General features: G+C 68.8%; 18 protein-coding genes. 11 read left to right on the top strand and 7 right to left on the bottom strand.

The features are described from left to right. Positions 1-23: 23 nt before the first annotated feature. Complete coding sequence (locus tag ABB55_RS26580) at positions 24-3,509, bottom strand: indolepyruvate ferredoxin oxidoreductase family protein (RefSeq protein ID WP_054361528.1); 3,486 nt, start codon at positions 3,507-3,509, stop codon at positions 24-26. 290 nt (positions 3,510-3,799) lie between these two features. Between ABB55_RS26580 and ABB55_RS26575 the strand changes: the two genes are divergently transcribed. Then, positions 3,800-4,279, top strand: a complete 480-nt coding sequence (locus ABB55_RS26575) for an Lrp/AsnC family transcriptional regulator (protein WP_054361527.1) — start codon at positions 3,800-3,802, stop codon at positions 4,277-4,279. A gap of 108 nt (positions 4,280-4,387) precedes the next feature. Here ABB55_RS26575 and ABB55_RS26570 read toward each other — a convergent pair whose 3' ends face one another. Continuing rightward, on the bottom strand, positions 4,388-5,236 hold the full coding sequence (locus ABB55_RS26570; RefSeq protein WP_054361526.1) for a hypothetical protein: 849 nt from the start codon (positions 5,234-5,236) through the stop codon (positions 4,388-4,390). A gap of 7 nt (positions 5,237-5,243) precedes the next feature. Continuing rightward, a complete protein-coding gene (locus ABB55_RS26565) occupies positions 5,244-6,488 on the bottom strand; it encodes an NAD(P)/FAD-dependent oxidoreductase (protein ID WP_054361525.1) in 1,245 nt (414 codons plus the stop codon). Positions 6,489-6,712: 224 nt separating this feature from the next. On the opposite strand from ABB55_RS26565, the gene ABB55_RS26560 reads away from it, so the two are divergent. The 4 genes from ABB55_RS26560 (at position 6,713) to ABB55_RS26545 (ending at position 10,595) form a co-directional block, all read left to right on the top strand. Then, entirely contained in the window at positions 6,713-7,681 is a 969-nt protein-coding gene (locus ABB55_RS26560; protein WP_054361524.1) for a DUF2259 domain-containing protein, read from the top strand. A 141-nt stretch (positions 7,682-7,822) separates the two neighbouring features. Then, complete coding sequence (purB, locus tag ABB55_RS26555; protein ID WP_054361523.1) at positions 7,823-9,151, top strand: adenylosuccinate lyase; 1,329 nt, start codon at positions 7,823-7,825, stop codon at positions 9,149-9,151. A gap of 284 nt (positions 9,152-9,435) precedes the next feature. Beyond that, on the top strand, positions 9,436-9,783 hold the full coding sequence (locus tag ABB55_RS26550; RefSeq protein ID WP_054361522.1) for a low affinity iron permease family protein: 348 nt from the start codon (positions 9,436-9,438) through the stop codon (positions 9,781-9,783). 68 nt (positions 9,784-9,851) lie between these two features. Then, positions 9,852-10,595 (top strand): metallophosphoesterase family protein, encoded by a 744-nt coding sequence (locus tag ABB55_RS26545; RefSeq protein WP_054361521.1) that lies wholly within the window; start codon positions 9,852-9,854, stop codon positions 10,593-10,595. A 92-nt stretch (positions 10,596-10,687) separates the two neighbouring features. On the opposite strand, the gene ABB55_RS26540 is transcribed toward ABB55_RS26545, so the two are convergent. Beyond that, a complete protein-coding gene (locus ABB55_RS26540; protein WP_054361520.1) occupies positions 10,688-11,461 on the bottom strand; it encodes an HpcH/HpaI aldolase family protein in 774 nt (257 codons plus the stop codon). 326 nt (positions 11,462-11,787) lie between these two features. Further along, positions 11,788-12,108 (bottom strand): DUF1476 domain-containing protein, encoded by a 321-nt coding sequence (locus ABB55_RS26535; RefSeq protein WP_054361519.1) that lies wholly within the window; start codon positions 12,106-12,108, stop codon positions 11,788-11,790. 363 nt (positions 12,109-12,471) lie between these two features. Here ABB55_RS26535 and purC point away from each other — a divergent pair, with 363 nt between their 5' ends. From purC to purQ, 3 genes are all read left to right on the top strand, one after another. Then, positions 12,472-13,269, top strand: coding sequence for a phosphoribosylaminoimidazolesuccinocarboxamide synthase (gene purC / locus ABB55_RS26530; RefSeq protein ID WP_054361518.1), 798 nt, complete (start codon positions 12,472-12,474; stop codon positions 13,267-13,269). A gap of 250 nt (positions 13,270-13,519) precedes the next feature. Then, positions 13,520-13,759: a phosphoribosylformylglycinamidine synthase subunit PurS gene (gene purS / locus ABB55_RS26525; protein ID WP_054361517.1), complete on the top strand. Its 240-nt coding sequence runs from the start codon at positions 13,520-13,522 to the stop codon at positions 13,757-13,759. A gap of 13 nt (positions 13,760-13,772) precedes the next feature. Next, the gene (purQ, locus tag ABB55_RS26520; RefSeq protein ID WP_054361516.1) at positions 13,773-14,465 is read left to right on the top strand and encodes a phosphoribosylformylglycinamidine synthase subunit PurQ; all 693 of its coding nucleotides are present in this window, start codon (positions 13,773-13,775) and stop codon (positions 14,463-14,465) included. Between the two features lie 51 nt (positions 14,466-14,516). Here purQ and ABB55_RS26515 read toward each other — a convergent pair whose 3' ends face one another. Beyond that, the gene (locus ABB55_RS26515) at positions 14,517-15,110 is read right to left on the bottom strand and encodes a Uma2 family endonuclease (RefSeq protein ID WP_054361515.1); all 594 of its coding nucleotides are present in this window, start codon (positions 15,108-15,110) and stop codon (positions 14,517-14,519) included. A 146-nt stretch (positions 15,111-15,256) separates the two neighbouring features. Between ABB55_RS26515 and purL the strand changes: the two genes are divergently transcribed. The 3 genes from purL (at position 15,257) to grxD (ending at position 18,152) form a co-directional block, all read left to right on the top strand. Continuing rightward, entirely contained in the window at positions 15,257-17,467 is a 2,211-nt protein-coding gene (gene purL, locus ABB55_RS26510; protein WP_054362314.1) for a phosphoribosylformylglycinamidine synthase subunit PurL, read from the top strand. Positions 17,468-17,503: 36 nt separating this feature from the next. Beyond that, complete coding sequence (locus ABB55_RS26505; protein ID WP_054361514.1) at positions 17,504-17,740, top strand: BolA family protein; 237 nt, start codon at positions 17,504-17,506, stop codon at positions 17,738-17,740. Positions 17,741-17,816: 76 nt separating this feature from the next. After that, positions 17,817-18,152 (top strand): Grx4 family monothiol glutaredoxin, encoded by a 336-nt coding sequence (gene grxD, locus ABB55_RS26500; protein WP_054361513.1) that lies wholly within the window; start codon positions 17,817-17,819, stop codon positions 18,150-18,152. 372 nt (positions 18,153-18,524) lie between these two features. Here grxD and ABB55_RS26495 read toward each other — a convergent pair whose 3' ends face one another. After that, complete coding sequence (locus ABB55_RS26495; protein ID WP_083463974.1) at positions 18,525-18,968, bottom strand: Fur family transcriptional regulator; 444 nt, start codon at positions 18,966-18,968, stop codon at positions 18,525-18,527. Positions 18,969-19,156: the final 188 nt, after the last annotated feature.

Below are 19,156 nucleotides of genomic sequence, written 5' to 3'. Positions count from 1 at the left end.
CGGGCTTTTTGCCGTCCCCGGGCCTATTCGGCCGCCACCAGGACCGGGCGCATGGCGGGACCGGCGGCGAAGCGCTCGACCAGCCCTTCACGCCGCTTGGCCGCCCGCGCCATGTTGGCCTCCTTGACCGGACCGTAGCCTTTCACAGTCTCGGGCACGCGGGCGATCTCGACCGCGAGCCCGTGGTTGGCCGGCGTCAGATCGCGGGCCAGCCGCTGCAGGTCGGCCGCGTAGTCCTCGCGCAGGGCGCGCTCCGCACGGCGCTCGCCGGTGCGGGCGAAGACGTCGAACATGCCGCCGCGAAGGCCCTTCAGACCGGCCAGCAGGCGGAAGGCGCCGAAGATCCAGGGACCGAAGGCGATCTTGCGCGGGCGCCCGGTCGCCGGGTCGTGCCGGGCGATCAGCGGCGGGGCGAGCATGACGCGGATCTTGTCGACGCCCTCGAACTGCTCGGCGAGCTTCGCCTTGAAGGCCGGGTCGGCATAGAGCCGGGCGACCTCGTACTCGTCCTTGATCGCCATGACCTTGTAGAGATTTTCCGTCGCCGCCCAGGCGAGCCGCTCGACGCCCGGCCCCATCGCGCGGGCCTCGGCGGCACGCACGGTGGCGACGAGGTCGCGGTAGCGCGCCGCATAGGCGGCATCCTGGTAGCGGGTCAGCTCGTCGGCCAGAAACGCGATGCGCTCGTCGAGGCTGCGTTCCGGCAGGACCGCATCCGGCTCGACCAGGGCCAGGACCGCGGCCGGATCGACCGCGATCAGCCGGCCGGCATGGAGCGCCTGCAGGTTCTGCCCGACGGAGGCGCCGTTGAGCCGAATGGCGTTCTCGACCGCCGCCAGCGAGACCGGCAGCAGCCCCTTCTGCAGGGCGGCGCCGACCAGCATCATGTTGGCATAGATGGCGTCCCCGAACAGCTTCTCGGCAAGGCCCGCGGCATTGAACTCCGCATAGTCGCGCGAGGCCTCCGCGAGCGTGCGCGACAGCCGCGCCGCCTCGAAGGACTGCACCTGGCGCAGCACGAATTCCGCCGTCGGGGCGACGCGGGCGTTGGCCACCGTGGCGGTGCGCGCCTGCGACATGACCGTCAGCGTCTCGGCGCCGGCGGCGACCAGCATGTCGGAGGCGATCAGCACGTCGAGCGCGGCGGTCGGCACGCGCGGCCCCTCGATCGCCGTGCCGCCGGGGGCGAAGCGGACGAAGGAGGTGACCGGGCCGCCCTTCTGGGCAAGGCCGGTCATGTCGAGCGTCAGCGTGTTCAAGCCGTCGAGATGGGCCGCCACCGCCAGCACGGCGCCGACCGTGGTCACCCCCATGCCGCCGATGCCGGTGACGAGCAGGTTCAGCGTCCGCTCCAGGCCGGCCCGAACCGGGACCGGCAGGGCCGCGGCGAGGGTCGCCGGATCCGGTCCGGTCTTCGGCGCGCGCCGGACCGCGCCGCCTTCCACCCAGACGAAGGACGGGCAGAAGCCGGCGACGCAGGAATAGTCCTTGTTGCAGCTCGACTGGTTGATCTTGCGCTTGCGACCGAAATCGGTCGCGACCGGCTCGACGGAAACGCAGTTGGACTGGACCGAACAGTCGCCGCAGTCCTCGCAGACGCGATCGTTGACGAAGAGGCGCCGGGCCGGGTCGGCGAAGCTGCCCTTCTTGCGCCGGCGCTGCTTCTCGGCCGCGCAGGTCTGGTCGTAGATCAGGACCGAGACGCCCCGGTAGCCCTGCAACTCGCGCTCGACCGTCAGCAACTCGTCGCGGTGATGCACCGGCACGCCGCGAAGGTCCGACCGGGCGGACAACTGTTCGGGATGGTCGCTGACCACGACGATGCGCTCGACACCCTCGGCCGCCACCAAGGCGACGATCTTCGGCACGCTGAGCGGCCCGTCATGCGGCTGGCCGCCGGTCATGGCGACGGCGTCGTTGAACAGGATCTTGTAGGTGATCGGCACCTTGGCGGCGACCGCCTGGCGGATGGCCAGGCTGCCGGAATGGTAGAAGGTGCCGTCGCCGAGATTGGCGAACATATGGCCGTCCTTGGCGAAATGATGCGCGCCGACCCACGGCACGCCCTCCCCGCCCATGGCGACCAGGCCCTCGGTGGTCCGCTCGGCGACCTCGGTCATGGCGTGGCAGCCGATGCCCGGCATGGCGCGGGCGCCGTCCGGCACCTTGGTCGAGCTCGAATGCGGACAGCCGGAACAGAAATAGGGCGAGCGCTTGGCGTCGGTGGCGTGGCCCTGCGCCCACATCGACTGCTGCACCATGCGGTCGGCGACCGCGCGCATCTCGGCATCCTCGGCCGCACCGGGCAGCACCGACATCAGGGCCGGTACCATCTCGGCGGCGGAGAGATCGCGGATCGAGGACAGGAAGGGCTCGCCCTTCGGGGTCGTCTTGCCCCAGATCTGCGGGCGGCGATGGTCCGGCCAGTTGTAGAGCAGGTCCTTGATCTGGGCTTCCATCAGCGGCCGCTTGTGCTCGACGACCACCAGCGTTTCCAGCGACTTGGCGAAGTTGGCGATGCCGATCGGCTCGATCGGCCAGCTCATCGCGACCTTGTAGATGGCGAGCCCCATCCGGGTGGCGCGGGCATCGTCGATGCCGAGCAGGTCGAGCGCCTGGCGCAGGTCGCGATAGGCCTTGCCGGTCGCGACCAGGCCGATGCGCGGCCGCGGCGAGCCGAAGCGGATGCCGTCGAGCCCGTTCGCCCGCACATAGGCCTTGGCGGCCGGCAGCCGGATCTCGCGCACGGAGGCTTCGTTTTCGAGCCGCGTCTTGAGCAGGATCGGCTTGTTGAAATCGCCGCCCTCGCGCGGGTCCATCAGGTCGCGCGGCCGGAGGAACTTCAGGCGGGCGGGATCGACGTCGACGATGCCGGAGGAATCCATCGTGTCGGCGAGCGCGATCAGCGAGACCCAGAGGCCGGAATAGCGCGACAGCTCCAGCCCGTGCAGGCCGAAATCGAGCACGTCCTGCAGGTCGGCCGGATTGAGGACCGGGATCTCCAGGTCGGCGAAATGGAATTCGGACTGGCAGGCGACGGTCGAGGATTTGGCGAGGTGGTCGTCGCCGGCGATCGCCAGGCAGCCGCCGTGGCGGTCGGTGCCGGAGGCGTTGGCGTGGCGGAACACGTCGCCGCAGCGGTCGACGCCGGGCGCCTTGCCGTACCAGATGCCGAAGACGCCGTCATGCTTGGACCCCTGGCCGGCCAGCCCGACCTTCTGGGTGCCCCAGACGGCGGTGGCGGCGAGTTCCTCGTTGACGCCGGGGGTGAAGACCACGTTGTGGGCGCCGAGCAGCCGGCGCGCGCCGGTCAGCTGCTGGTCGTAGCCGCCGAGCGGCGAGCCGCGATAGCCCGAGATGAAGCCGGCCGTATCGAGCCCGGCGCGCCGGTCGAGCCGGATGCGGTCGAGCGGCAGGCGCACCAGAGCCTGGATGCCGGTCATGTAGGCCCGGCCGCTTTCCAGAGCATACTTGTCGTCGAGCGTGATCGCCCTGACCGCTTCCGTCATCGAACCCCTCCCAAAGCCCGATGGGTCGACCGGACCGCATCGTGCCCGCAACGCCTTTTGCCGGTGCCGCCGGAGCGACCGCTCCGAACCTCGGCTTCCGTCCATCCGACGCGGACGGCACCCTTTGCGTTCCCGTCCGGGCCGCGCCCGCCGGTCGTGCCGCCGGTTTGGGCGGGTGGTGCCGAAAAGTCCCGCATGCAGAGGGAAATATGCTCCGCCTTTGCGGCGATTTCCGTGCTATTTCCCCGGTTGGACCGATCTGATCGAATGAAATCTTCCAGGAATCGCCGATGACCGATCAAATTTCACTCGATGCCGGAGACATTCGAATCCTCCGCGTTCTGCAGGAGGACGCCTCGCTCTCGGTGGCCGATGTGGCGAACCGGGCCGGGATGAGCCAGACGCCCTGCTGGCGCCGGATCAAGCGGTTGAAGGAGGCCGGCGTGATCCGGCGCACCGCCGCGCTGGTCGACCGCGAGATGGTCGGCCTCGGCTTCGCCTCCTACACCTTCGTCAAGCTCGCCCTGCCGTCGACCGAGAACATGCAGGAGTTCGACCGGATGGTGAACCGATGGCCGGAAGTGGTTCTGTGCGAACGGATCACGGGCGCAGTCGACTACATGATCAAGGTCGTCGCCGATGACATCAAGGCCTATGACGACTTCCTGCGCATGAAGCTGCTCAACTCCCAGCTCGTCTCCGACGTGCAGTCGCGCATCGTGGTCGCGACCGTCAAGGACACGCCGAGCCTGCCGCTGCGCGAACCCTGACGGGTCGATCGGGGCTGACGGCGCCCATCGTCTCGCGCGGCTGACCCCATGCCGCGACAGGTCACTCAATGGGGCGCCCGATGGGGCGAACAGGCTCAGCCCGACCGGTCAGGATGCCGAGATGGCGGTACGGGCGGCGAGCAGGCTCGGGAAGATCACCACGCCGTCGGAACGGATCCATTCGACGGTGCCGTCCTCGCCGACGCGGACCGGCCGGCCGCCGATCACGCCGAAGACGCGCCCGGGGCTCATGCGGCTTTCGAAGCGGGCGCGATCGCCGCTATGGGTGGCCGCGGTCAGGATATCGACCAGCCGGCCGCGCCGATCGCCGGATCCGTCCGCCGCCGGCACCAGACCGCCCGACGGATCGATGGCATAGACATGGCCGAACAGTTCGAGGAACAGCCCGGCGTTCCGCTCGCGGCCGAGATCGGACCGCTGCGGCGAGGCGAACAGGGCGGCGAGATCGTCGAACTCGGTCGCGACGCCATCGATGTCGAGCCGGAGCGAACCGTCGTCGCGGAAGACGACGCCGCGCTGGCCGATCACCCCGAAGGAAGCATGCGCCGGCTCGACCAGTTCCAGTTCGAGCGCGCCGGCCGGAAAATCGGGATCGATGACGAATTCGGGATAGCCGGCGAAGTCGCGCCAGCCGGCCTGGAACGGCACCGAAATGCCGCGCTCCGAGACCACCACCCGAATGCCGGCCACGTCGCCCGGCAGCGCATCGCCGGCCGTCTCCGTGGTCTTCGCCTTGCGCTTCGGGCCGGCCGGCTCGGCCTTCCCCGGCCCGCCATCGGCGGCGAGGCCGAGAGACAGGAACAGCAGCAGGACCGCGCCGATCAGCAGGAACACGCCGAGCTCGCTCTGGCGCGCGACCGGTCCATAGAGCAGCCAGCCCGCCAGCCCCGAAGCGGCGATGATCGCAATGATCGACCAGGCGAAACCGCGCGACATGCCGCGCTCAACCTCCGAAGAAGCGTTCGGCCCGGAAGGGGCGCAGATCGACGAGCGGCGTCTGGCCGGTCATCGCCTCGGCGATCAGCCTGCCCGAGATCGGCCCCTGCGTGAAGCCCAGATGGCCATGGCCGAAATCGAGCCACATCCCGGGCACGCCCGGCGCCCGCCCGATCACCGGCAGCGAGTCCGGCAAGGCAGGCCGACGGCCGAGCCAGGGCGTCTCGTCGCGCTCCTCGGCGAGCGGGAACAGAGCCCGCGCGATCGGCTTCAGCTGCTCGAGCTGGCGCGGTGTCGGCGGGGCGTCGCGGTCGGCGAATTCGACCGCCGTGGTCAGGCGGATGCCCTTCTCCATCGGGGTCAGGCAGAAGCCGTGCTCGACATCGACGATCGGGTGGTTCAGCACCGCATTGCCGGTCGCGCCGAAATGCATGTGGTAGCCGCGCTTGGCGATGAGCGGGAATTTCAGCCCGAGCGGGGCCAGGATGTCGCCGGTCCAGGGGCCGAGCGCGACGACGACCTCACGGGCCGTGACCGTCTCGCCGCCGGCCACGACCGACCAGCCGTCCGCTGTCCGCGTCAGCGAGCGCGCGTCGCCATGCACGAAGCGGCCGCCGAGCGCCTGGAAGCGGGCCGCGTAGGCCTTGGTCACGCCGGCCGGCCAGGACACGCTGTCGGTCTCCGGCCAGATCGCCGCCTTGTGCATGATGCGCGCCAGATGCGGTTCGATCTCGGCGAGGCCGTCGGCATCCATGACCCGGTAGGCGACGCCGTAGCGGTCGCACAATTCGAACAGCTTGGCCGCACCGGCAAAGCTCGCCGGGCTGCGATAGAGCCGGATCCAGCCGGTCTGCCGGAAGTAGCGCTCCGCGCCGGCGGCGGCGGCGAGCGCACGGTGCTCGGGGACGGCGTGGCGGCACAGGAGCTCGTTGTCGGCCGCATAGGCCTCGACCCCGGCCGTGTTGGAGCGCGACCACAGCTGCATCAGCCAGCCGGCGACCTTCGGCAGGTGCGACAGGTGATAGTTCGCCTCCGGCGCCTGGTTGAGCGCATAGCGCAGCAGCGCGCGCGGATCCTTCGGGATGGTGACCGGTATATAGCCTTCGCGCTCGACGATGCCGGTATTGCCGTAGCTGGTCTCCTCGCCCGGTTCGCGACGGTCGACCAGCACCACCGATCGGCCCTTCATGGCCAGGTGCAAGGCGGCGGAGACGCCGACCATGCCGGCACCGAGGACAATCACATCGCTCATGAGGAACCCTTGGAGACGTTCACCGGTGTCGCCAATAGCGCAAGCCGCGCTCCGGCGATACCGCCGGCGCACTCCCTTCGGCCCTGCACCGGCACGGCGCCACGATCCTGATTCCGAAGGGACGCACCGTCCTAGCATGGTTGCCGGCTTGCCGCGCCCTCTTGGCGCCGACATCCTGCTATGAAAGAAGCCGGTCTAAGACCGACTCGAAGGGAAGGAAATCCGTGCCGTCCCGGTGCCAAAACCTCTGTCGCGCCATCGCGCTCCTCGCCGTCCTGGCGACGCCTTACGCCGGCTCGGCGCAGGCGGCGGACGCGGCCCGGCGCGACATCCTCGGCTTCTCGCCGGACGGCACCTATTTCGCCTTCGAGGAATATGGCGTCCAGGACGCGTCGAACTTCCCCTATTCTAACCTCTACGTGATCGACAACCGCATCGACGAATGGGTGCCGGGCTCGCCCTTCCGCACCCATCTGCAGCAGAACTGGGCCAAGCTCGACCAGGCGCGCAGCCAGACCCGCAACCAGGCCTCCTCGACGCTGGTCACGCTCGGCATCGGCCGGCAGGGCAAGACGATCCTCAGCGACCCGGCCGACAAGGTCGAGGCGGCCGCACGCTTCCTCGCCTTCACGGTGCCGGACGACGCCCGCTCGCCCGGCCTCGGCACCGTCCGGCTGCGGCTGACCGAACACCAGCTGACCCGGCAGGGCTGCAATTTCGGCAACGAGCTGCGCGGCTTCGTGCTTCAGCTCGAGGACGCCCAGGGCCAGCCGATCCGCATCCTGCACGAGGACAAGGACCTGCCGCCGAGCCGCGGCTGCCCGAAGGGCTACGGCCTGTCCGACGTGATCGTCTATCCGCGCGACGGCCGCGGCCCGGTCCTGATCGTGATCGTCAGCGTCTACCGCTTCGGCTTCGGCGGCGGCGAGCGCCGCTACATCGGCATCGCCGCGAGCTTCGACAAGAACCCGCAGGCCGGCAAGGCGATCGCCGCGCCGGACGGAGGGACGCCGGCGGCCGGGTCGGGACCCGCGCCGGTACCGGGGGTCGCCGCAGCACCGGCCGGCTCCAAGCCGCCCGTCAAGCCCAAGCCGCCCCAGAAGCCCAAACCGAAGAAGCCGAAGCCGGCGGCCCCGACGGCGGCACCGGCCCCGGCGGCTACCGATCCGGCGCCGGCCGCGGACGGTCAGTGAGCCAGCATTTTTAAGAGAACCGATTACCGCAATCCCCCATCCGATCGCCAAACCGATCGGCCGCCGCAACCCATTCCGGTTGAGCCACGCGCCCCCCTCTGCTAAGCCCTCGGCCGATTTCCCGACATTCCGAGGCTTCCCATGATCCCCCGCTATTCCCGTCCCGAGATGGTCGCCGTCTGGGAGCCGCAGGCGCGCTTCCGCATCTGGTTCGAGATCGAGGCGCACGCGACCGACGCGCTGGCCGAGCTCGGCGTGGTGCCGAAGGAGGCCGCCAGGCGGGTCTGGGAGCTGGGCGGGCCGGCACAGTTCGACGTGGCGCGGATCGACGAGATCGAGCGCGTCACCAAGCATGACGTGATCGCCTTCCTGACGCATCTGGCCGAGATCGTCGGGCCGGAGGCGCGCTTCGTGCACCAGGGCATGACCTCCTCGGACGTGCTCGACACCTGCTTCGCCGTGCAGCTGGTGCGCGCCGCCGACATCCTGATCGCCGACGTCGACCAGCTCCTCAAGGCGATCGAACGGCGCGCCTTCGAGCACAAGCTGACCCCGACCATCGGCCGCTCGCACGGCATCCATGCCGAGCCGGTCACCTTCGGGCTGAAGCTCGCCGAGGCCTATGCCGAATTCACCCGCGCCCGGCAGCGGCTGGTCTTCGCCCGCCACGAGGTCGCCACCTGCGCGATCTCCGGCGCGGTCGGCACCTTCGCCAACATCGACCCGCGCGTGGAGGAGCATGTCGCGGAGAAGATGGGCCTCGCCGTCGAGCCGGTCTCGACCCAGGTCATCCCGCGCGACCGGCACGCCATGTTCTTCGCCGTGCTCGGCGTGGTCGCCTCCTCGGTCGAGCGATTGGCGATCGAGGTCCGCCACCTTCAGCGCACCGAGGTCCTGGAGGCGGAGGAGTATTTCTCGCCCGGCCAGAAGGGCTCCTCGGCCATGCCGCACAAGCGCAACCCGGTCCTGACCGAGAACCTGACCGGGCTCGCCCGCATGGTGCGCGCCTACGCGATGCCGGCGATGGAGAATGTCGCCCTCTGGCACGAGCGCGACATCTCGCATTCCTCGGTCGAACGCATGATCGGCCCGGATGCGACCGTGACGCTCGATTTCGCGCTCGCCCGGCTGACCGGGGTGATCGACAAGCTGGTCGTCTATCCCGAGCGCATGGCCATGAACATGGACCGGCTCGGTGGCCTGGTGCATTCGCAGCGCATCCTGCTCGCCCTGACCCAGGCCGGCGTCAGCCGCGAGGAGTCCTATCGCCTCGTCCAGCGCAACGCCATGAAGGTCTGGGACAGCTACCAGCGCGACGGCAGCGCCAGCGTCGACTTCCTGGAGGAACTGCTCGCCGACCCGGATGTCCGCGCCGCCCTGTCGGAGGCGGAGATCCGCGAGAAGTTCGATCTCGGCTATCACCTGAAGCATGTCGACACGATCTTCCGGCGCGTCTTCGGACGAGCCTAGATCGCACCGGCGTCGCGAGCCGGCGCCGGCCTCTTCGCCCGCGACGTGACAGCGCCCTGACCCGGCGCTCACGCCGTGATGATCGCGGCAAGCCGTTCGCGCGGCTTGCCTTTTCGTCTGCGAGGGCGCACATGCCCACCAGCGGCGCGCGACGCCGCAGCAACCCGGAAACCCGTCATGTCCAGCGACAGTCGACAGACCGTGCCGCCCCGGCGCCGCATCGAAGGCTGACCCGCTCGGCCTCCCTCGCGTCGCCGCCGGCGGCCGGTCGCAGGGAGAGAGCCATGACCAAGTTCCTCACCAACCGCTTCGAACTGCTGGCCGAGTGGATCTCGATCCATCTCGGTCATCCCTATGCCTTCACGGCCGCGCTCGCGCTGGTCGTGATTTGGGCAGTGACCGGCCCGGTCTTCGATTTTTCGGATACCTGGCAGCTGGTCATCAATACCGGCACGACCATCTGCACCTTCCTGATGGTCTTCCTGCTCCAGAACACCGGCAACCGGACCATCGAGGAGATGCAGGAGCGGCTGCGCAGCATGGAGCGGCTGAACCGCGACATGCTGGCCGAACTGCGCGCGGCCCGGGCCGCCCATGACGCCCCGGCGCTGCCCAGCCGGGACGCGGCCTGATATGCAGGGCTGTCGTCGGCCCCTGTTGCCGGCGGCAGCCCTGCCCCCTCGCCGATCCGGAGCCCCGCTTGCGCCTCGCCCTCATCGCCGACATCCATGGCAATGCCCTCGCCCTCGAGGCGGTGATCGCCGATCTGGCCGACACGGCGCCCGATCTGGTCGTCAATCTCGGCGACTGCCTGTCCGGCCCGCTGCTGCCGGCCGAGACGGCGGACCAGCTGATCGATCTCGGCTGGGTGACGGTCCGCGGCAATCACGACCGGCATCTGCTCGAACAGGCCGCCGACGCGATGGGTCCGTCCGACCGCTTCGCCCATGACCGGATCGACGACGGGCATCGCGACTGGCTCGGCACCCTTCCGGCCAGCCTGCGCGTCGAGGGCGAGATCCTGCTCTGCCACGGCACGCCGACATCGGACGACAGCTATCTGGTCGAGACCGTGACGGCCCTCGGCCCGATCGGCGCGGGCGGCGACGAGATCGACCGGCGGCTCGGCGGCATCATGGCGACGCTGATCGCCTGCGGCCACAGCCACCGCCCCGGCATCTACCGGCTGCCGACCGGGCGCACCGTGGTCAACCCGGGCAGCGTCGGCCTGCCGGCCTATCGCGACGAGACGCCGGTTCCGCACGTCATGGCGGTCGGCAGCCCGCATGCGCGCTACGCCATCATCGAGCGCGGCCGCGAGGGCGAGTGGTGCGCCACCTTCCGGGTCCTCGAATATGACTGGGACCAGGCCGCCGCCCTCGCCCGTCGCGCCGGGCGCCCGGACTGGGCCGAGGCTCTGGCGACCGGCTGGATCGCCGGCTGACCGCGACGGGCGGCGCGGGACCGATGCGGGTCACGCCCGGCGCGGGGCCGGATCGCGCGCGGCCATCCGGCACCCGTCTCGGCAGTCCGGCGTCAGCGGTCCAGCGTCGGTTCGAGCATGCGGCGGACGCCCTCGCGCAGGTAGAGCGCATCGAGACCGACCGCGATGATCCGGTAGCCGAGATCCGCCATCGCGCGGGCGCGCACGCCGGAGACCGTGAAGATCGCCGGCACCTTGCCCTTGGCCTGGGTCACCTTGAGGATGTGGCGGATCGGCTCGTCCAGGAAGGCGGCATCGCCGTCGACCACCTGGCCGTTGGAGAGGGTCAGCGACAGGTCGGACGGGCCGACGAAGATGCCGTCGATGCCGTCGACATCGAGAATCGCCTCCAGATTGTCGAGCGCCTCGCGCGTCTCGATCATGGCGAGCGACAGGGTCTCGCCGTTGGCGCGCTGCAGATAGGCCGCCGCGCTGGCGTCCCCGGTCAGCATCATGGCCCGGGTCGGCCCCCAGCTGCGCTTGCCGATGGGGGGATATTTCATGGCGTCCGCGAAGGCGCGGGCATCCGCCACCGTGTTGACCATCGGGGCGATCACCGCCTGCGCCCCCATGTCGAGCGCCCGGCTGGCCATGGCGAAGTCGCCGACCGGCACGCGCACGATGACCGGCACGCCCGCGGCGGAGACCGAGCCGATCGCGCGCATCACCGAAACCGGATCGTGCAGCCCGTGCTGCATGTCGAGATTGATGGCGCCGAACCCGGCCCGGGCGATCGTCTCGGCGACCAGTGGATCCGGATTGCCGACCCAGCCGAGATAGACGGTTTCGCCTGCGCGAACGGTTTCGATGAGGGACTTCGACGCCATGCTGCTTCCTCCGACGCCGGTCGACCGGCGTTCACCATCTTGCGAACCAGGAACCGTTCGCGCCGGTCGACCCGGGCTCGGCTCCCGATGCTTGTTCTGTCCGACCCGCCGGTGCGCGGCACCCGGGCCGCCGGACCCATGCGGACCTGCAGGCCGAAGCCGGAGTCCCGGGTCGACCGATGGTAGGGCGCCCCGCCCCGTCGCGGCAAGCGCGCCAGGAGCCTGCCTCGAAGACGGGCGCGCTGAAGGCGGGCACTGAGACGGACGGCATGAAAAAACCCGCCGGCGGGACCGACGGGTTTCATCTCTGTCTGCGGACCGAAAGGTCAGCCGGCGCGAATCTGCTCGACGGCGACGGCCATCAGCTCGTCCATCCGGCGCCGGATCTGGTGATCCGACTGCTCGACCTTGGCGGCATCGAGATCGGCGCGGATCTTGCGGAACACGTCCTCCTCGCCGGGTTCGTCGAAATCGGCGCGGACGACCTCGCGGGCATATTCCTCGGCCTTCTCTCCGGAGAGGCCGAGATGTTCGGCGGCCCACAGTCCGATCAGCTTGTTGCGGCGGGCAGTGGCCTTGAACCGAAGTTCCTCGTCGTGCGCGAACTTCTTCTCGAAGCCCTCTTCACGGCGGTCAAAGGTCGTCATGTCCGTCTCTCCTGGAAACATCGCGGCCCACACCCCAGATAAGGGGCAACGGTTGCGGCTTGGATAGCCTCCCTGACAGATAAGATCAACGTGGCGCGGAATAAGCGGGGGGCAGGAAAAAGTCTGATCGCTGCGCCGTCTCCGGATACCGGGCGTCCTGCCCCGGCTTCGGAGGTGAACATTGTGGTTCCGAAGCCGATCGGGTAGTGTGCGCCCATGTGCGCGCGGGACCGGTTGGAGATTCCATCCGCCCGCGCGTCGTACTTCGCAGAGGTGCAACCACGCGAGGCTCGATCGACACTGTGGAAGTCGGGCCACCGCGCGCAAGACCAGCGCCTGCACCGAACGGAGATCTCATTCGGTATGGATTTTCTCGAGAGACCACGGTACGTCCCCATGAGTCGTCGTCGTCGCATCTATGAAGGCAAGGCCAAGATCCTCTATGAAGGGCCCGAGCCGGGCACGCTCATCCAGCACTTCAAGGACGACGCGACCGCGTTCAACAACAAGAAGCACGCGGTCATCGACGGCAAGGGTGTCCTCAACAACCGGATTTCGGAGTTCATCTTCACGCAGCTGAACTCGCTGGGTGTTCCGACGCATTTCATCAAGCGTCTGAACATGCGCGAGCAGCTGATCCGCGAAGTCGAGATCGTGCCGCTCGAAGTGGTCGTGCGCAATGTCGCCGCCGGTTCGCTGTCGACGCGGCTCGGCATTCCGGAAGGAACCGCCCTGCCCCGCTCGATCATCGAGTTCTATTACAAGAACGACGAGCTCGGCGACCCGATGGTTTCCGAGGAGCACATCACGGCCTTCGGCTGGGCGAGCCCGCAGGACATCGACGACATCATGGCGCTGGCGATTCGCGTCAACGACTTCCTGTCCGGCCTGTTCCTCGGCGTCGGCATCCGCCTGGTCGACTTCAAGATCGAGTTCGGCCGGCTCTGGGAAGGCGACATGATGCGCATCGTGCTCGCCGACGAGATCTCGCCGGATTCCTGCCGGCTCTGGGACCAGAGCTCCGGCGAGAAGCTCGACAAGGACCGCTTCCGCCGCGATCTCGGCGGCATGCTCGAAGCCTATCAGGAGGTCGCGCGCCGTCTCGGCATCCTGAACGACAACGAGCGCAACCAGACCACCGGGCCGACGCTGGTTCAGTGACTGCGGTGACGGTACGAAAAGGGGCGGCGCACCGAGCGCCGCCTTTTCTGTTTGCGGGCGGGCTCATTTGGGACGGGCACGGCACTCGCCGTCCTTCCAGGACGGTGCCGGCTCGGAACTCACGCCGCGGCGCAGTGCGGCGCTTGCCTCGCCGGATGCCGCCATGCTACGGCCCGCAACGGTTCTGTACGGCGCGATCGTCTTGGCGATCCACGCCACGCCGGCCCGCCCCAGTCGAAGGATCCGCCCCATGAAAGCCCGCATCACCGTCATGCTCAAGAACGGCGTTCTCGACCCGCAGGGCAAGGCGATCCAGGGTGCGCTGTCGAGCCTGGGCTTTTCCGGCGTCGAGGATGTGCGCCAGGGCAAGGTGATCGAAATCGAGCTCGCCACGGCCGACGCGGATGCCGCCCGGCGCGATCTCGACGCCATGTGCCAGAAACTCATCGCCAATACGGTGATCGAGACCTATCGCATCGAACTCGCGTGACGGAGGCATCGCCATGAAGTCCGCCGTCGTCGTCTTCCCCGGCATCAATCGCGAGCGCGACATGGCCAAGGCCCTGGAACTCGCCTCCGGGGTCGCACCACACATGATCTGGCACGCCGAGACCGAACTGCCGGATGTCGATGTCGTCGCCGTGCCGGGCGGATTCTCCTACGGCGACTATCTGCGCTGCGGCGCCATCGCGGCGCGCGCGCCGATCATGGACGCGATCCACCGTCATGCGGCGCGCGGCGGCTACGTCATCGGCGTCTGCAACGGCTTTCAGATCCTGACCGAGGCCGGCCTGCTGCCGGGCGCGCTCCTGCGTAACGCCTCGCTGAAATTCGCCTGCAAGGTCGTGCGCCTGCGCGTCGACAATGCCGACACCGCCTTCTCCAACGCCTATGCGGCCGGCGCGGTGATCCGAAACCCGATCGCCCATGGCGAGGGCAACTATTTCGCCGATGCGGAGACGATCGCCCGGCTCGAAGGCGATGGCCGGGTCGTGTTCCGCTATTGCGACGCGGCCGGCGAGACCACGATGGCGGCCGATCCGAACGGCTCGCTCAACCACATAGCCGGCATCCTCAACGAGCGCGGCAACGTCCTCGGCATGATGCCGCATCCGGAGGATTTCGTGGAGCCGCTGCACGGCTGCACCGAGGGCCGCGGCATCTTCGACAGCCTGGTCCGCGCCGTCGCCGCCTGAGCGCGATCCGCCACGGCATCCGCCGGGCGGGTGCCCAATCCGTCGGGTCCCTCAGTAGGGTCCGACGATCTCTTTCACATTCTCATAGATATCGGCGAGCGTCAGCGAGACGCCCAGCGACGGGATATCGACCTGATCCTCGGGCGCATGGAAGCGCGTCCGCACCCAATCGGCCGCGCCGCGCGCCAGCACCGTCACGTCCATGCGGTCCTGCGCGACGAGCAGGTAGTGCTGCACGGTCGGAATGCGGAAATAGGCCTCCGCCTTGTCGTAGCGATCCTTCTCGCCGGTGCTGCGCGACAGGACCTCGACCAGGAGGACAGGATCGGTCATCTCCTTCTGGTCGAGAACGCGCGGCCCGCAACGCACGGCAATATCGGGATAGGTCGATGTGTCATTCCGGTCCGACACAAGGCGTACGTTCTCGGTGTATACTCGGCACGGCGACCCTATCGCCTGCAACTTGGACCTCAGGGAAAACGAGAAGTTTCCGACAATCTCGTTATGCGCCAGCGAGCCGCCGGTCATCATCTTGTGGATGATTCCGTCGATCAGCTCCCACTTCTCATTCGGCGGTGCGTTGAGCTCCATCTCCTGGAATTCGTGGAGCGACCACCGGTCCGGGCGGCGTTGCGGCGTGTTCATGCGGCACCTCTCGGGCAATGATAACACGGAAACGGCCGCCCTCCGAAGCCCGCATGCGCCCGGAACCGCGCCGAAAGGTTTACCTCGATGCCGCGACCCATTATGTGAACGGCTCAGGGCCGCCGCGGCCGCAGAGATCGTTTCTCATGATTCCGAACGACATCAAGATCACCCCCGAACTGGTGCGCGATCACGGGCTGAAGCCGGACGAGTATCAGCGCATCCTGGATCTGATCGGACGCGAGCCGACGCTGACCGAGCTCGGCATCTTCTCGGCCATGTGGAACGAGCACTGCTCGTACAAGTCCTCCAAGAAATGGCTGAAGACCCTGCCGACGACCGGGCCGCGCGTGCTGGTCGGGCCGGGCGAGAATGCCGGCGTGGTCGATATCGGCGACGGCGACGTGGTCGTCTTCAAGATGGAGAGCCACAACCACCCCTCCTATATCGAGCCTTACCAGGGCGCGGCGACCGGTGTCGGCGGCATCCTGCGCGACGTGTTCACGATGGGCGCCCGTCCGATCGCCGCCATGAACGCGCTGCGCTTCGGCGCGCCGGACCATCCGCGCACGCGCCATATCGTCAACGGCGTCGTCGCCGGCGTCGGCGGCTACGGCAACTCCTTCGGCGTGCCGACGGTCGGCGGCGAGGTCAATTTCCATCCCCGCTACAACGGCAACTGCCTCGTCAACGCCTTTGCGGCCGGGCTCGCCAAGGCCGACGGCATCTTCCTGTCCAAGGCCGAAGGCATCGGCATGCCGGTCGTCTATCTCGGCTCCAAGACCGGCCGCGACGGCATCCACGGCGCCAGCATGGCCTCGGCCGAGTTCGACGACAATTCCGAGGAGAAGCGCCCGACCGTGCAGGTCGGCGACCCCTTCTCCGAGAAGCTGCTGCTCGAAGCCTGCCTGGAGCTGATGCAGACCGGTGCGGTCATCGCCATCCAGGACATGGGCGCCGCCGGCCTGACCTGCTCGGCCGTCGAGATGGGCGCCAAGGGCGACCTCGGCCTGGAACTCGACCTCGACAAGGTGCCCTGTCGCGAGCCGGGCATGACCGCCTACGAGATGATGCTGTCGGAGAGCCAGGAGCGCATGCTCATGGTGCTGCATCCGGAGAAGGAGGCCGAGGCCGAGGCGGTGTTCCGCAAGTGGGGCCTCGACTTCGCGGTCGTCGGCCGCACCACCGACACGCTGCGCTTCGTCGTCCGCCACCAGGGCGAGGTCATGGCCGATCTGCCGATCAAGGACCTCGGCGACCAGGCCCCGGAATATGACCGCCCCTGGATCGCGCCGGCCAAACCGGCCGTGATCGCGGTCGCGGAGACCGAGGCGCCGACCGACTGGAACGAGGCGCTGCTGAGCCTGATCGGCTCGCCGGATCTCTCGTCGCGGCGCTGGGTGGTCGAGCAGTACGACCATTTCATCCAGGGCAACACGATCCAGCATCCGGGCGGCGATGCCGGCGTGGTGCGCGTCGAGGGCTCGAACAAGGGCCTCGCCTTCACCTGCGACGTGACCCCGCGCTATGTCGAGGCCGATCCCTTCGAGGGCGGCAAGCAGGCGATCGCGGAGGCCTGGCGCAACCTGACCGCGGTCGGCGCGACCCCGCTGGCGGTCACCGACAATCTGAATTTCGGCAATCCCGAGAAGCCGGAAATCATGGGCCAGTTCGTCGGCGCCATCCAGGGGCTCGGCGAGGCCTGCCGGGCGCTCGACTTCCCGATCGTCTCGGGCAATGTCAGCCTCTACAACGAGACCAACGGCCAGGCGATCCTGCCGACCCCGGCGATCGGCGGCGTCGGCCTCCTGGCCGATGTCTCGCGCAGCGTCGGCATCGGCTTCCGACAGGACGGCGACGCCATAATCCTGGTCGGCGACACGGCCGGCTGGCTCGGCCAGTCGATCTATCTGCGCGAGCTCTTCGGCCGCGAGGACGGTGCGCCGCCGCCGGTCGATCTCGCGGTGGAGAAGCGCAACGGCGATTTCGTCCGCAAGCTGATCGAGGACGGCCGCGTCGGTGCCGTGCACGACCTGTCGGACGGCGGACTGGCCGTCGGTCTGGCCGAGATGGCCATGGCGTCGGGCCGCGGCTGCCGCATCGCCGCGCCGGAGCGCAGCGCCGTGCCGCTGCACGCCTTCCTGTTCGGCGAGGATCAGGCCCGCTACGTGATGACCGCGAGCGCCGGCGAGGCGGCCCATATCCTGGTCCAGGCGGCCATGGGCGGCGTCCCGGCGACCATGATCGGCACGGTCGGCGGCAACGAGTTGACGATTGCGGATCGGATTGCCATTTCCGTTGATCTGCTGGTGAAACGGCACGAAGATTGGTTCCCGCGCTTCATGGCCGCGGCCTGACGGGCCGGCGGCTCGTCATCGAAGGAGGATACCGGAATGGCGATGGACGCCCGCGAGATCGAAACCATGATCCGTGCCGCGCTGCCGGACGCGATCGTGACGATCCGCGATCTCGCCGGCGACGGCGACCACTATGCCGCCGAGGTCGTCTCGGCGAGTTTCGCGGGCAAGTCGCGGGTCCAGCAGCACCAGATGGTCTACCAGGCCCTCAAGGGCAAGATGGGCGGCCAGCTGCATGCCCTGGCGCTGCAGACCAGCGCCCCGGAAGCCTGAACCGGACGGGAGCCCGTCCATAAGCGATTCGACCTCACGACAGCCGCCCGACCTTGACCCGGGCGAGGAGACGAAGATGACCGATACCCATGCGATGATCGACACCGAGGTTCAGTCCAACGACGTGGTGCTCTTCATGAAGGGCACCCCGCAGATGCCGATGTGCGGCTTCTCCGGTCAGGTCGTGCAGATCCTCGACTATCTCGGCGTGCCCTATAAGGGCATCAACGTGCTCGCCTCCAACGAGCTGCGCCAGGGCATCAAGGACTATTCCAACTGGCCGACCATCCCGCAGCTCTACGTCAAGGGCGAGTTCATCGGCGGCGCCGACATCGTCCGCGAGATGTTCCAGGCCGGCGAGCTCCAGTCGCACCTGAAGAGCCGCGGCCTGCAGGTGCGCGAAACCGCCTGATCTCTGCGAGCGATCGCCTGCGCCGGTTGCCCGATTGCGCCCACCGGCTCGATCGCCGGCCGGCGCAACCGAGGTTCCGGCCAGCCTGCCTTACGCGCCCCGGGGCGCGAGCCGCGGCCTCACCGCGCCGCTTCCGCATCGCCCCCCTCATCCGCCCTTCGGGCACCTTCTCCCCCCTTCAGGGGGCGAAGGGGAAGCCCATCGCTAACCCACATCCGTCGCCGACCACCGATCCCGCGGCTCCTTCCCCTTCTCCCTTCAGGAGGAGGTGGGGAGCCGAAGGCCGGATGAGCGGGTCTGGATGCCGGAACCTCCAGGAAATCTGAAGGCCAGGACTACTTGCGGGAGGCCCGTCGTGACTTCACGGGCCGGTCAACCGTGGTGGTGGTCGTGCCCGCAGGCCGATGCGGCCGGGGTTTCCGCACCGTCTTCGGCGGCGGCACAGGCCCGGCAGAGGCCGCGGACTTCGACCATGCGCGATTCCGTCTTGAAGCCGGCCTCGGCAGCGCGGGCACCGAGGGCCTCGACGGTGGCGGCGCTATCCCATTCCTCGACTTTCCGGCATTGACGGCAGATGGCGATGATGGCCGGCGCGGCGCCGTGGTGCCCGTGGCAGGCGAAATAGGCATTCATCTGTTCGAGCCGATGGACGCGTCCGTCCCGCTCCAGTCGCTCCAGCGCGCGATAGACGACCGGCGGCGACTGCACGCCCTGCGGCCGGAGGGCATCCAGCACCTGATAGGCGGTGAGCGGCGTCGGCGAGCCGCGCAGGATCGTCATCACCGCCTCGTCGGTCCCGGATCGCGGTCGTGCCATGTCGTCCCCTGATACCCTGCAGTCCGCAGCGCCGGCCGGCTGCCGGCACCGCCTGGTGCGCGCGGACCATAACGCATGTCCGCCCGCGGCGGTACCGCCCGGACGCAGGGGACCTGCCCGGCGAACCTGCGGACACGGTCGGCCGGGTCCCATCGCCCGCCGCCGCCCGCCATACCGGGGTCCGGCAC

Source organism: Prosthecodimorpha hirschii (assembly GCF_001305515.1).
Taxonomy (GTDB): Bacteria; Pseudomonadota; Alphaproteobacteria; order Rhizobiales; family Ancalomicrobiaceae; genus Prosthecodimorpha; species Prosthecodimorpha hirschii.
Note: the sequence above shows the minus strand (reverse complement) of the source record. Positions and strands in the feature narration are given on the sequence as shown.